The following is a 12,040-nucleotide window of genomic DNA, read 5'->3' on the forward strand; positions in this document are numbered from 1 at the left end:
ATCCGGGCATGTCGACAGCCTTGTCACGAGGATTTGGGCAGGCGCGCGGCGTTTATGCCATCTGGCTGCGCGAGGTGAAACGCTCGCTTCGGGACAAGGGGCAATTGGTAGGTGGGGTCAGCCGCCCACTCCTTTGGGTCCTTATCCTCGGCATAGGCCTCAATCCATATTTCCGCGGCGAGGTCTATGGCGAGGTCCGGTTTGTCGTTCCCTACACCTATCTGCAGTTCATTTTCCCAGCCGTCATCGTCCTCAACATTCTCTACACCTCGATCCAATCCGCGGTATCTCTGATCTGGGATCGCGAATTCGGCTTTCTGCGCGAAGTTTTGGTCTCGCCCATGCCGCGCAATTTGATCTTGCTCGGGAAAGTTTTGGGTGGCGCCACCACAGCGGTCATTCATGGATGCATGGTGCTGGTCGTCGCGCGCTTCGTAGGCGTTGCGCCATCGTGGAGCGACATCGCTCAAGCGATCGGCCTCATGTTTGTTCTCTCTTTTGGCCTCACAGCCTTCGGGATCGTCATCGCGAACTACATTCGGGGCTTTGAGAGCTTCGGCGTCTTTTCCAATGCTGTGATCCTGCCCCTCTATTTCACCGCAAGTTCGGTCTTCCCCCTAGACCCCGCACTCACCCGCGCCCAGACGCTTGTCACCTACCCCGAGTGGCTCGTCTATATGGTCGAGTTCAATCCCCTCACCTACGCCATCGATGCGATGCGCGGCATCCTGATCGACTTCAACCAGTTCGATCCGGCCTTCAACTTCCAGGTTGTGGGCGTCTTGGCTGTGGGGCTTTTCCTGTTGGCGATGTGGGAGTTCAGGAAAGTCTGATGGTCGAGCGTCCGTCGCGGTTCAGATCGGTTCTCAACGATTTCGGTCCCCTGGCCGTCGTCTTTGCGCTGCTGTTCGCGGTGAGCTTCCTGCCGCCCGACACCTCCCGAGCCGAGATCGATACCCGAGGACGCTTGAGCGTCTGCATGCCGACATCCTATCCCCCGCTCGTTACAGGCGACGCGGACGTTCCCGGATTCGAGGTCGAACTGCTCCAGGCCATTGCCGACCGTCTGGGCTGGCGCCTCAACGTCGTCAGCAACTCGCTCATGGGCCGCGACTACAACCCGCGCAGCTGGCGGATTAACCGCGCGCAATGCCAATTGCTGGCCGGCGGTGTGGCGCTGAGCGCGCAGACGCGCTCATTCCTCGACACGTCCGCCCCGCATCTGCGAACCGGCTGGGCGGTCGTTTCCCCGCTTGGCGACACCGCAGGCATCGCGGACCGAACCGTTGGCGTATATGTCGGACTCACGGGCCTGGATCGGATCGCGCTGTCGCAATATCTCCGGTCCCAGCAGGTAAGCACGGCCATTCTGCGCGATCCGGCCGCCATGGCGCGGGCCCTTGAGGACGGTGAGGTCGATGTCGTTGTGACCGAGGCTTTGCTGGCCACGCAGACCTTCGATCCCGACGCATACGAGATCGCTCTACTGCCGGCACCTCTGGAACAAATCCCGCTCGGCTATGGCTTCTGGAAGGGCGACATGACCCTGCGCCGCGCCGTGGAATCGACCCTCCACGACCTCACAGACGAAGGCGTCGTCGCCAGTTTGGCCGAGCGCTACGAGATAGACCCGGATCTACTCACGCTCGGACACTAAGGCCGTTATCGACCCGTTGCGATGGGAAGGTCGTCTCGCGCGCCCCACTCTGCCCATGAACCATCATAGACCGATGCCCTGCCGAGCCCGGAACTTTCCATGGCAAGGGCGAGCACCGACGCGGTTACGCCCGAACCACAGGTCGCGATCACGTTGTCGCCTTGCTTGATCCCCCGCGCGGCAAACAGCTCTGCAAGCTCGTGCACTGATCTAAAATGTCCATCGGCAACCACATCGCTATACGGCAGATTCTGCGCGCCCGGCATGTGACCCGATCGCAGCCCGGGACGAGGCTCCGGTGCTTCTCCTGCAAACCGGGCAGCGCCGCGCGCATCGACGATACGACGATCGCCGCTTTCCACCGCCGAGATCACATCGGGAAGCTGGGCAAGCCGATCGGGCACGACCTCAGCTTCGAAATTTCCCGGCACAGGCGTGGAGGCCGTGCCCGTCTCCAGCGCACATGAAGCCGCTACCCAGGCGGGCAGGCCGCCATCGAGAACGGCCACTTGATCATGCCCGAAAACCTTGAGCATCCACCACGCCCGCGGGGCTGAAAAAATACCCGCGCCGTCGTAACAGACCACAACACTGTCGCGATTGATCCCAAGCTTGCGCGCCTCGGCCTCGAATACGTCCGGCGACGGCAGCATGTGCGGCAGATCGCTTTCGGTATCGGCAATCGTCTTGTCGAAATCAAAAAATTGCGCGCCGGGGATACGGCGTTCGCCAAACTCGGCCCGCCCGTCACGATTGGCGTCCGGAAGATACCAGCTGGCGTCGAGCACAACCAGGCGAGGATGCCCCAAAGCGGATTTGAGCCATTGGACATCGACGAGCGGAGCGGAAACTTGGAGCGGCTGGGACATTCTCACCTCGCCTTGAATGGACAGTGGTGGGCCCGGAGGGACTCGAACCCCCAACCAGACCGTTATGAGCGGTCGGCTCTAACCATTGAGCTACAGGCCCACGCCGAGGCTTTCCTAGCGGGTTCGAGCGGCGAGGTCCATGGGGTAGTCATCGGGCACCACAATTTTGAGTGACGGGGCAAATTGCCGCAAAACTGACGCATTGGATTCTCATGTCTTGGAGCGACAGCGGGGGGCGTCCTGTATCGCGTTTAAGGAGATTTCAATGTTGCCTTTTTCCAAGATCATTCCAGCGACAATGCTCGCCCTGATGGTGTCACCGGCTTTAGCCGAGACCATTACATTGACTGGCACCGGCGTCGTACGTGCCGTTCCAGACATGGCGACGATCAACACCGGCGTCACCACCCAGGCTGAAACCGCGCTCGAAGCGCTGGACGCAAACAGCGAAGCGATGGCCGATCTGGTTTCTGCACTTCGTGAGGCAGGACTTGAGGATCGCGACATTCAGACGTCAGACTTCACCGTGACGCCCCAATATGTCTACTCGGACCAACGCGATGACAGCGGCTACACGCTGCCTCCAGAAATCCAGGGCTACCAGGTCTCCAACTCCGTCACCATCATCGTGCGCGATCTCGAGGGGCTGGGCAGCGTCCTCGATCGCGCCGTGACAGTTGGCGCCAATACGATCAACGGCATTTCCTTTGACGTCGAAGATGCCTCCGAGCTTGAAACCAAGGCACGCGAGCTTGCCGTGGCTGACGCCATTGCCAAGGCAGAAACCTACGCGGTCGCCGCCGATTTCACCCTTGGCTCCATCGAATCGATCCGTGAGGCCGACCAGCAGATGCCGCCGCAGCCGATGTACCGCGCTGCGATGGCAGAGATGGCAGCTGATTCTTCGGTACCAGTCGAAGCTGGCGAACTGGCATTCTCCGTGACCACGACAATCTCATGGTCCATCGAGAACGATCAGGAATAACTGAGAAGTTTGTGACGAAGGCCGGGTAAATGCCCGGCCTTTCAACCTACGACCGCTTGGATAATCATCCGCCCGCCGACCACAATCAGGAAAATCGCGAAAACGATCCGCAGCAGCCTGGCATCGAGCCGGTGCGCCAGAGCAACGCCCAACGGAGCGGTAAGCGTCGCAAGCCCGCCAATCAGGACCAGCGACGGCAGGTTGATAAATCCGAGACTGAAGGGCGGAGCCCCCACGGCTGCCCAGCCCGAAATGACAAATCCGATCGCTGCCGGGATGGCGAGCAGCACGCCAAGCGCCGAACTCGTCCCAACCGCCGTATGCATACTGGTACCGAACGCCACGAGGGTGGGTACGGTCAGCGAGCCTCCCCCAATTCCCATGAGCGCCGATATATACCCGATAATGGCTGCCGAAATGCGGTTCACCATTGGGACATGCGCAACAGCCTCCATCATGCGCCGCTGTACGGGCAACGCCATGTTGAGCGCAATAAATAGCGCCATCACACCAAAAATCATCTTGAGCGCAGCAGCCGAATAGAAGACCGCCGTCAGCCCACCAATCAATGATGCGGCAACGATCCAGGGCGCCCAGCGCTTGACAATGCCCCTGTCGACCGCCTCACGCTTTTCATGCGACTTCGCACTGCGCAATCCGGTTGGAATGATCACCGCCAGCGATGTCCCGACGGCAACATGCATGATCACGTCCGGATTATATCCCAGCAGTTGAAAGGCCAGTGCCATCGCCGGCACCATGATGATGCCGCCACCGATCCCCAACAATCCAGCCATCACGCCAGACACGGCCCCGGTCAAGGCAAGGCCCAGAGCAAAAGGAAGATAGAGCGCTAGAACAGCGGACACGGGAAACCTCGGAGATTGTTATCGAAAAGCGCTCTAGGCGAGTTCTCATAAACCCTCACCATCTAGCCGATGTCGAGCGCTACGCCTCGCCTATGACATGAAAAATCACAGATCGTTCGTGCGGAGCGGCGCGGTGTTCAAAAAGGTAAAGCCCCTGCCATGTGCCAAGAGCAGCGAGGGTATTTAGAATGGGGATCGAGATGGAGGTCTGGGTCAACGCCGCCCTGATGTGGGCCGGCATGTCATCCGGCCCCTCGGTGGTGTGTGTCACCCACGCCATACCGTGCGGCGCGAGCCTTGAAAAGAATTCCTGCAGATCAGCGCGGACGTCCGGGTCGGCATTTTCCTGGATAAGCAGTGAGCACGAGGTATGGCGGCAAAAGACCGTCACCAATCCCGATTGAACACCGCTCGCCGAGATAGTGTCTTTAAGTTCGCGCGTAATTTCGTATAGGCCCGCGCCCCGGGTCCGAACCGTCACCGCTCTGGTCGTCTGAACCATGATAAATTTGCTCCTTTCCTGACGTTAGCGGATTTTGGGCAGGGAACCCAATCAAGCTGATCGCGTTTTTGTGACATCTCGAATGTGTACCCGCTACGCCGGGGCCCTCGGCCCTTATATTCAAGCGACTTGGCGCATGTTCGATCCCGACACCGAGTGGCAGAACAGTTTGCTCGCTGTCCAGAGATGGAAATGGAGACTCAAAATGGCTGATATTGATCGCGACTACACGGATCGCAATCGCACCGAGCGCGAGCGCGTCTATGCAGTCAACTCCGGCGGAAGCGCCGGCTGGTGGATCGGCGGCGTTCTCGTGCTGGCCGTCCTTATTATTGGTTTCATCGCTCTGAGCGGCGGCGAGCCCGCACCGGTCGACACCGCCCCTGCTGCTGTTGAAACCACCACACCGCCCGTAACTGAGCCCGCTCCTGCCGCCGAGCCCGCTCCGATGACTGATGCAGCGCCTGCTGTCGAACCTGCTCCCGCAGTTGAAGCAGCTCCTGAGGCCGCAGCTCCCGCTGCGGAAGCTGCACCTGCCGAGGCTGCCCCTGTAGAGGCTGCTCCGGCTCAGTAATTATTTTCAAGGCGTATGGCCAAGTGCCATACGCCTTTTCCGTTCAGACTGGCGTCATTTTGACCCTGATAGTGTGTTCCTGTCGTGGCTGCATTTCGTGGCCATGTTCGCTTGCCGGGGGGCAGAGGAGATACTCCAATGAAATTCAAACAAGTGCTCTTGACCAGTACCGCCATGCTCATGCTTGGCACGCCAGTGGCTCCGCTCTTTGCGCAGTCCCAGGATGCGACCATCCAGGTCGCCCAGGCAGCGCCGCCCGCTCTCGCGGGCGCCATCCAGACCTACCTCGAAGCGCAGGCCGCTGTTTCCGCCGCCCAGAGCAGTGGCGGAGATGTGGCCGCAGCAGAATCCGCCTTCGCGGCTGCTGAAGCCGAATTGGGCGCTCTGTGTTCTGCAATCGGACAGCCCGATATCGCGTCTTGCATTGCGACATTTGAGGCCGGTGGACTGACCGCGGCGCCCGAGCCCGAAGCGGCCCCAGCTGTGGAAGCCGAGGCTGAAGCGACTGTTGAGGCAGAAGAGGCTCCCTTCGAGGAACCTGTTGCGGCCGAAGAACCCGCTCCTGCGCCAGAACCTGCCCCGGTTGAAGAACCTGCGCCAGTGGAAGAACCCGTCGCAGCCGAAGAGCCTGCTCCCGCGGAGCCCGCCCCGGTTGAAGAACCCGCGCCCGTCGAAGCAGAAGCGCCTGCCGAGGAACCCGCTGCTGAACCGGCTCCCGCTCAAGAGGAAATGCAGGCTGAAGAACCAGCCGCGCCCGCTGAGCAGCCCGCTGTTGAGGCAGAAACCGACGCTCAGGTACAGACGGAAGCTCCTGCGCCATCCGACAGTGCCGCGCCCGCAGCACTTCTTGATGCCGTCGCAGCTTATGAAGCTGCCGTTGCGAACTTCGACGCCGCGCTTGCCGCAGGTGGCGACGTTCAGGCATCCGCCGATGCCGTTGTAGCCGCCGAGGCCGAACTGGCCGCGATCTGCGGTGCGCTCGGTCAGGCCGATGTTGCTGCATGCCTGTCCGGCTTCCAGATCGATACGCAGATCATCGACGTGCAGGCCGCTCTCGATGCCGGCGTATCGCCGGTAACTGAGCTCCCTGCCGAACCGGTCGCGCCTGTCGAAGGCGAAGCTGCAGCGCCCGTCGAACTCGACGACGACATCATGCTCGAAGGTGACGTCCAGGGCGAAATCGTTCCTGAAGGCACCGACGCCAGCGAAGTTGCGCCGCTGCTCGACAGCGCCAAGGATGCAGCATCCGGTGTCCTTGACGAAGAGGCCCCAGTTGCTGCCGAAGGTGAAGTCGAAGCCGAGACACAGGTCGAAGCCGAAACGCCCGCTCCTGCTGCAGAACCCGCTGCGCCCGTCGCGTTCGATGTAAACAACATCCCGTCGATCGATGAGGAACAGGCCCAGAATCGCCAGCAGGTCTCCATTCAGGACATCGAGCAGGCTGCGACTGCAGCTGAATCGGCAACCCTGAACCAGGCCACGGGCCAGCAGCAGGCCACTCAGCAGGGCGGCGTGCTTGTCGGTCCCGTTCGCGAAGGTCCGTCCAATGCCGAGATCATTGCGACCATCGGCTTGGCCACGATTTTTGCAATCGGTGCCAACCAGTTCATCGATACCCCCGATACCCCGCGTATCGTCTACCCCGATGACCGCGAATACTATTACGAAGAGCTCTCGGATGGCCGTACGCGCGAAGTGATCCTGCGTAACGACGGCAGCCGCATCGTAACCGTTCGCGACCGGTATGGTGATATCGTCCGTCGCTCGCGTATCGAACCCGATGGACGTGAAATCCTGCTGGTCTATGTCGACCCCAGCTATACCCGCTATGACGAGCAGGGCCGCTGGATCGATCCGGGCCGTCAGTTGCCGCCGCTGGTTCTCAACATCCCGGCACGCGAATATGTGCTTGATGCCTCGGCAGCCAACCAGCAGCAGGTCGTGCAATTCCTCGACCAGCCCCCCGTGGAGACCATTCAGCGCTACTACACGATTGACGAAGTCAAACGCTCGGCCCGTCTGCGTGACATGGTCCGTCGCCTCGAGATCGGCGATCTGACGTTCGACACGGCAAGTGCCAACATCTCGCAGAGTGAAATCAATACGCTCTCGGCAGTTGCCAACGCCATGCTGGCGCTGATCGAACAGAACCCGGCCGAAACCTTCCTGATCGAAGGCCACACCGATGCGGTAGGCTCGGACCTGTCCAACCTTTCGCTGTCGGACCGTCGCGCCGAAGCTGTCGCTTACGCTTTGACCCGCGTTTACGGCATCCCTGCCGAAAACCTGGCAACGCAGGGCTATGGCGAGCGGTATCTGAAGGTCAATACACAGGCCGACGAGCGCACCAACCGTCGCGTCACCGTGCGTCGGATCACCCCGCTCGTCACCCCGATGACGACAGCAAATGCTGGCTAATTCAGCCACATACGCATGAAAGAAGGGCCGGGGTCTATGACCTCGGCCTTTCCTTTATAGGCTGCCTCAATATTGTCTTGAGCTTTTCAGCCGGAACCCTGCGCGGGTCTGACAGATAAATCTCGTGATGTTTGCCGGTGGGGACTGCATTGATTCCAGGGAGATAGTCCTCGTGCAGTTTCGCAAGCGCCGGGCCCTCGTCATCATAGCTCCCGATATGGAGCACCTGCGCTGCACGCCCCTCTTCCAGCACATCCACCCTTATGCGATCCATCGCCGGTGGATTCTTCTTGCTCACGATGAGTTCGATGGTTCTTGCGATCAGGGCCGGCCCGATCCAGTCGGGTACCATGATCATCATCGTCCAGTGCCACCGATTTTTCGCCCGTGAAACGAAATCATTCATGTCGTCCGCCCACCACAAGCCCTCAAGCGGTGGCACGACGTAATCGCGCTTCAATTGCGTCTTGGACGCTGCCCTAATCCCATAAGCCACGCTGTAGAGGGCTGCGACCACGTCCGCGTAGTCGCCACTCGTGTTCGGATCGCCGAAGCCGTCTGCCATGAGAAAGCGCATCGTCGGAACATTGACAATGTGGATCCCCTTGGACCTCGTCGGACCATAAAGCGTTTTGAGACGTTTCTTGAAGTCGATCTTATCTGTCATGCCGTCCCTCGCCTGCCTGCAAGATACGGAAAACGCTTAAAATTTGGAAAGATTTCTTGCGCACTACCCCCGCAATCCCCATGTGGGTTCGGATAGATTTTCCGGAGATGGCTATGTTTGATATCGACAAGATCGTGACTGCTCTCAAGACCGATCAGAACGTGCAGCGGACGGCGGGGGCCGGTGCTGCAGGGCTGGCGGCGGGCATGTTGCTAGGCGGTGGCGGTGTGAAAAAGATCGCCCAGTACGGTGCTTTGGCCGCCATCGGCGGATTGGCCTACAATGCATGGCAAAAGAGCCGCCAAGGATCCACGCAAGCAGACGTCCAGGTGCCGCCAGAAGGCCCATTCATGCCCGCGCGAACCGATGAGGTGGCTCAGGACAATCTTGGGAAGGCTTTGGTGCGCGCCATGATCGCTGCCGCGAAAGCCGACGGTCGCATCGATAGCGACGAAAAGGAGCGCATTTTCAAGCGCCTCGAAGACATGAACCTCTCGGCACAGGAAAAGGCATTCGTATTCGACGAGCTCTCCACGCCCCTCGACATGGAAGCGGTCGTGCGTGGCGCCAATACGCCAGAGCATGCAGCGGAAATCTACGCCGCATCTCTCGTCGCGATCGAAGCCGATACGGCGACTGAACGCGCCTATCTGTCGGCCTTGGCCAACCGCCTAAACCTGCCCGATCCGCTGGTGGAGGAAATTCATAAGGCCGCAGCCAGCTAGCTCCAAAAGGAACCAACGCTCCCGGCTAATCATTAACCTGTTCGAAACCAGACCTGGGAGGTTTGTGATGACCTATCTCGACCCAGAAGCAACACGAACGACGATCAACTGGCAGCAATGGGCGACGTGGCTGGCCACCGCCGCTGCAATAATCGCCATTGGATGGTTTGCGTTCGTGGCAGGCACCGAGGATGGAACCGTGCAACCTCAAGTGGTTCCCGAACCGGTCTTAAGCGATCCGGCCACACCCGCCATGTAATGAAAAGCCCGGCCTAGTGCCGGGCTTTTTTTAGTCGAACAGATGCTTGCCCTGCTCCCGTACGATCTGCCGGCCCTTCGCAAGCGTTGCCGCTGTGCAATCGTCTTTGCTCGCGAACTTGTCGGCGCGGATAAAGGCGTAGGACTTGGTTTCACCCGCCACGTCCTTCTCGATCGTTCCCGCGATCTGGAATTCTCCGCCTGATTTCATCAGGGTCGCCTTGATCAGATGACCCTCAAACTCTTCCTGGGCATCAACGCTGGGTTCCGCCGTCTTGGCTTCGCCGCCACCGAACAGCCTTTTGAGGAACGACATTTTCCACCTCCATATGCAAGGGGCGGCTCTCGGCCGCCCCAGTTTCGTTGATCTGTTTTAGCGCCACTCGGCCTAATTGTCCAAGAAGCTCCGCAGCTTGCGGCTACGGCTCGGGTGCTTGAGTTTGCGCAAAGCCTTTGCCTCGATCTGACGAATACGCTCACGCGTCACCGAAAACTGCTGCCCCACTTCTTCGAGCGTGTGGTCGGTGTTCATCCCGATGCCGAAGCGCATGCGCAGCACGCGCTCCTCGCGAGGCGTGAGCGATGCGAGCACACGGGTTGTGGTCTCGCGCAGATTGCTCTGGATCGCGGCATCGATAGGCTGGATCGCATTGGTGTCCGGAATGAAGTCACCAAGGTTCGAATCTTCCTCGTCACCGATTGGAGTTTCGAGTGAAATCGGCTCCTTGGCGATCTTAAGAACCTTGCGCACCTTGTCGAGCGGCATCTGCAGCTTTTCGCTGAGCTCTTCCGGCGTCGGCTCGCGTCCGATCTCATGCAGCATCTGGCGCGAGGTCCGGACAATCTTGTTGATCGTCTCGATCATGTGCACCGGAATACGGATGGTGCGGGCCTGATCGGCGATAGAACGGGTGATCGCCTGACGAATCCACCAAGTGGCATAGGTCGAGAACTTGTAGCCGCGACGATACTCGAATTTGTCCACGGCCTTCATCAAGCCGATATTGCCTTCCTGGATCAGATCGAGGAATTGCAGGCCGCGGTTCGTGTACTTTTTGGCAATCGAGATCACCAGCCGGAGATTGGCTTCAACCATCTCCTTCTTGGCGATCGCAGCTTCGCGCTCACCCTTCTGGACCTTGGAAACGATCCGGCGATACTCGGCGATGTCGAGCCCGGTTTCGGTGGCCAGTGTCTGGATTTCGCTGCGCAGCTCGTCGATGGTCGCGCGCTCGCGGCCGACGAAATCATTCCAGCCCTTTTCCGAACGTCCGGAAACCTTGTCGCCCCAATCGGGATCAAGCTCGGAGCCGTAATAGGCATTCAGGAAATCATCGCGCTTGATCTTGTAGCTCTCTGCAAGTCGCAGCAGGCGACCTTCGTTACGAACGAGGCGCTTATTGATGTCATAGAGCTGTTCGACAAGGCTCTCGATACGCGAGGCGTTGAGCGACAGGGACTTCACGTCCACAATCACCTGATTGCGCCAGCCTTCGATTTCCTTGATCTTGCCGGCATCGAGCGACTTGGCGGCAAGCTGATCCTCGACGTTCTGGTCTTGCAGCTTACGCATGCGACCATAGATGTCGGCGATGCGGTCAAACGTTTCCACGACCTGAGGCTTGAGCTCGGCTTCCATGGCTGAGAGCGAGAGATTATTCTCGTACTCGTCGTCATCATCGTCATCGTCGGGCGCGGCGCCGCCTTCGCTCGCCTCACCGTCTTCATTTCCCGGCTTGCCAGCCCGCTCGCTGCGATCCGCAGTTCCGGACGATGCCCCCGTGGAGGACGTGGAATCGTCGTCCTCGTCCTCGTCATCACCCGCGGTCGCGTCTGCCATCTTGGCATCCGGACCGGCATAAGTGGCTTCGAGATCGATGATGTCGCGCAGCAGAATTTCGCCTTCGGCGAGCTGATCGCGCCAGATGATAATGGCCTGGAACGTGAGCGGACTTTCGCACAGCCCGGCGATCATCGTCTCGCGGCCGGCTTCGATCCGCTTGGCGATAGCAATTTCGCCCTCACGTGAAAGCAGTTCGACCGAACCCATTTCGCGAAGATACATGCGCACCGGATCGTCCGTACGATCGGATCCAGACTTCGCATTGGATGTGTTGGCAACGGCGGTGCTGCCCGTGGTGGCGAGTTCGCTGCTCTCCTCCTCGGCGCTATTGTCCGCCTCGGCCTCCTCGACCTCGTCCTCATCGACCACATTGATGCCCATGTCCGAGAACATGGCCATGATGTCTTCGATCTGCTCGGAGGTCACCTCTTCCGACGGGAGAACGGCGTTGATCTCTTCGTAGGTGACGTAACCACGCTTCTTGGCGGTCTTGATAAGCTTCTTGACCGCGGCATCGGAAAGATCGAGAAGCGGTCCATCTGGACCCTCTGTCTGCGATTCCGGCTTGCTGTCGGTCTCGGTTTTCGTCTGATTGGCTGCCTTGGTGGCCATATAGTTCGCTCTCCTGAGCCGCACCGTCATTTGCGGCACTGGTGTCATCGCCCGATGATCG

Annotated in this window: 13 protein-coding genes and 1 tRNA gene; 7 read left to right on the forward strand and 7 right to left on the reverse strand. The window is 59.8% G+C overall.

Translation table 11 applies throughout. The features are described from left to right. Nucleotides 1-8: 8 nt before the first annotated feature. Nucleotides 9-833 carry an ABC transporter permease gene (locus BLR31_RS07270; RefSeq protein ID WP_090594141.1) on the forward strand — a complete coding sequence of 275 codons (825 nt, stop codon included), beginning with the start codon at nucleotides 9-11 and terminating at the stop codon, nucleotides 831-833. Continuing rightward, complete coding sequence (locus tag BLR31_RS07275; protein WP_090594144.1) at nucleotides 833-1,657, forward strand: substrate-binding periplasmic protein; 825 nt, start codon at nucleotides 833-835, stop codon at nucleotides 1,655-1,657. Before BLR31_RS07270 ends, BLR31_RS07275 begins: the two co-directional genes overlap by 1 nt. 5 nt (nucleotides 1,658-1,662) lie before the next feature. Here BLR31_RS07275 and sseA read toward each other — a convergent pair whose 3' ends face one another. Together sseA and BLR31_RS07285 are read right to left on the reverse strand one after the other, a co-directional pair. After that, complete coding sequence (gene sseA, locus BLR31_RS07280; RefSeq protein WP_090594147.1) at nucleotides 1,663-2,526, reverse strand: 3-mercaptopyruvate sulfurtransferase; 864 nt, start codon at nucleotides 2,524-2,526, stop codon at nucleotides 1,663-1,665. Nucleotides 2,527-2,550: 24 nt separating this feature from the next. Continuing rightward, nucleotides 2,551-2,626, reverse strand: a tRNA-Ile gene (locus tag BLR31_RS07285). A 165-nt stretch (nucleotides 2,627-2,791) separates the two neighbouring features. Here BLR31_RS07285 and BLR31_RS07290 point away from each other — a divergent pair. Then, nucleotides 2,792-3,511 carry an SIMPL domain-containing protein gene (locus tag BLR31_RS07290; RefSeq protein ID WP_090594149.1) on the forward strand — a complete coding sequence of 240 codons (720 nt, stop codon included), beginning with the start codon at nucleotides 2,792-2,794 and terminating at the stop codon, nucleotides 3,509-3,511. 41 nt (nucleotides 3,512-3,552) lie between these two features. Here BLR31_RS07290 and BLR31_RS07295 read toward each other — a convergent pair whose 3' ends face one another. Both BLR31_RS07295 and BLR31_RS07300 read right to left on the reverse strand, forming a co-directional pair. Next, nucleotides 3,553-4,380: a sulfite exporter TauE/SafE family protein gene (locus BLR31_RS07295; protein ID WP_244504975.1), complete on the reverse strand. Its 828-nt coding sequence runs from the start codon at nucleotides 4,378-4,380 to the stop codon at nucleotides 3,553-3,555. 79 nt (nucleotides 4,381-4,459) lie between these two features. Then, nucleotides 4,460-4,882, reverse strand: a complete 423-nt coding sequence (locus BLR31_RS07300; RefSeq protein ID WP_090594152.1) for a secondary thiamine-phosphate synthase enzyme YjbQ — start codon at nucleotides 4,880-4,882, stop codon at nucleotides 4,460-4,462. A 205-nt stretch (nucleotides 4,883-5,087) separates the two neighbouring features. Here BLR31_RS07300 and BLR31_RS21630 point away from each other — a divergent pair, with 205 nt between their 5' ends. Then, nucleotides 5,088-5,456: a hypothetical protein gene (locus tag BLR31_RS21630; protein WP_210183892.1), complete on the forward strand. Its 369-nt coding sequence runs from the start codon at nucleotides 5,088-5,090 to the stop codon at nucleotides 5,454-5,456. Between the two features lie 138 nt (nucleotides 5,457-5,594). Then, nucleotides 5,595-7,874, forward strand: a complete 2,280-nt coding sequence (locus BLR31_RS07310; RefSeq protein ID WP_090594154.1) for an OmpA family protein — start codon at nucleotides 5,595-5,597, stop codon at nucleotides 7,872-7,874. A gap of 34 nt (nucleotides 7,875-7,908) precedes the next feature. Here BLR31_RS07310 and BLR31_RS07315 read toward each other — a convergent pair whose 3' ends face one another. Then, a complete protein-coding gene (locus BLR31_RS07315) occupies nucleotides 7,909-8,541 on the reverse strand; it encodes a GyrI-like domain-containing protein (RefSeq protein WP_090594157.1) in 633 nt (210 codons plus the stop codon). Nucleotides 8,542-8,654: 113 nt separating this feature from the next. Here BLR31_RS07315 and BLR31_RS07320 point away from each other — a divergent pair, with 113 nt between their 5' ends. Together BLR31_RS07320 and BLR31_RS07325 are read left to right on the forward strand one after the other, a co-directional pair. After that, a complete protein-coding gene (locus BLR31_RS07320) occupies nucleotides 8,655-9,266 on the forward strand; it encodes a tellurite resistance TerB family protein (protein WP_090594160.1) in 612 nt (203 codons plus the stop codon). A gap of 67 nt (nucleotides 9,267-9,333) precedes the next feature. Further along, nucleotides 9,334-9,525: a hypothetical protein gene (locus BLR31_RS07325; protein ID WP_090594163.1), complete on the forward strand. Its 192-nt coding sequence runs from the start codon at nucleotides 9,334-9,336 to the stop codon at nucleotides 9,523-9,525. Between the two features lie 30 nt (nucleotides 9,526-9,555). Here the strand turns inward: BLR31_RS07325 and BLR31_RS07330 are convergent, their stop codons facing one another. After that, the gene (locus tag BLR31_RS07330; protein WP_090594165.1) at nucleotides 9,556-9,840 is read right to left on the reverse strand and encodes an HlyU family transcriptional regulator; all 285 of its coding nucleotides are present in this window, start codon (nucleotides 9,838-9,840) and stop codon (nucleotides 9,556-9,558) included. 72 nt (nucleotides 9,841-9,912) lie between these two features. Next, nucleotides 9,913-11,979 (reverse strand): RNA polymerase sigma factor RpoD, encoded by a 2,067-nt coding sequence (rpoD, locus tag BLR31_RS07335; RefSeq protein ID WP_090594812.1) that lies wholly within the window; start codon nucleotides 11,977-11,979, stop codon nucleotides 9,913-9,915. Between the last annotated feature and the right edge of the window lie 61 nt (nucleotides 11,980-12,040).

Source organism: Pelagibacterium luteolum, from assembly GCF_900100665.1.
In the GTDB taxonomy this organism is placed as follows: Bacteria; Pseudomonadota; Alphaproteobacteria; order Rhizobiales; family Devosiaceae; genus Pelagibacterium; species Pelagibacterium luteolum.

What these genes read in the sequence shown, in the direction of transcription:
- rpoD (WP_090594812.1), bottom strand. Translation starts at nt 11,979, where the DNA reads ATGGCCACCAAGGCAGCCAATCAGACGAAAACCGAGACCGACAGCAAG.
- BLR31_RS07300 (WP_090594152.1), bottom strand. Translation starts at nt 4,882, where the DNA reads ATGGTTCAGACGACCAGAGCGGTGACGGTTCGGACCCGGGGCGCGGGC.
- BLR31_RS07290 (WP_090594149.1), top strand. Translation starts at nt 2,792, where the DNA reads ATGTTGCCTTTTTCCAAGATCATTCCAGCGACAATGCTCGCCCTGATG.
- sseA (WP_090594147.1), bottom strand. Translation starts at nt 2,526, where the DNA reads ATGTCCCAGCCGCTCCAAGTTTCCGCTCCGCTCGTCGATGTCCAATGG.
- BLR31_RS07310 (WP_090594154.1), top strand. Translation starts at nt 5,595, where the DNA reads ATGAAATTCAAACAAGTGCTCTTGACCAGTACCGCCATGCTCATGCTT.
- BLR31_RS07315 (WP_090594157.1), bottom strand. Translation starts at nt 8,541, where the DNA reads ATGACAGATAAGATCGACTTCAAGAAACGTCTCAAAACGCTTTATGGT.
- BLR31_RS07320 (WP_090594160.1), top strand. Translation starts at nt 8,655, where the DNA reads ATGTTTGATATCGACAAGATCGTGACTGCTCTCAAGACCGATCAGAAC.
- BLR31_RS07270 (WP_090594141.1), top strand. Translation starts at nt 9, where the DNA reads ATGTCGACAGCCTTGTCACGAGGATTTGGGCAGGCGCGCGGCGTTTAT.
- BLR31_RS21630 (WP_210183892.1), top strand. Translation starts at nt 5,088, where the DNA reads ATGGCTGATATTGATCGCGACTACACGGATCGCAATCGCACCGAGCGC.
- BLR31_RS07330 (WP_090594165.1), bottom strand. Translation starts at nt 9,840, where the DNA reads ATGTCGTTCCTCAAAAGGCTGTTCGGTGGCGGCGAAGCCAAGACGGCG.
- BLR31_RS07275 (WP_090594144.1), top strand. Translation starts at nt 833, where the DNA reads ATGGTCGAGCGTCCGTCGCGGTTCAGATCGGTTCTCAACGATTTCGGT.
- BLR31_RS07325 (WP_090594163.1), top strand. Translation starts at nt 9,334, where the DNA reads ATGACCTATCTCGACCCAGAAGCAACACGAACGACGATCAACTGGCAG.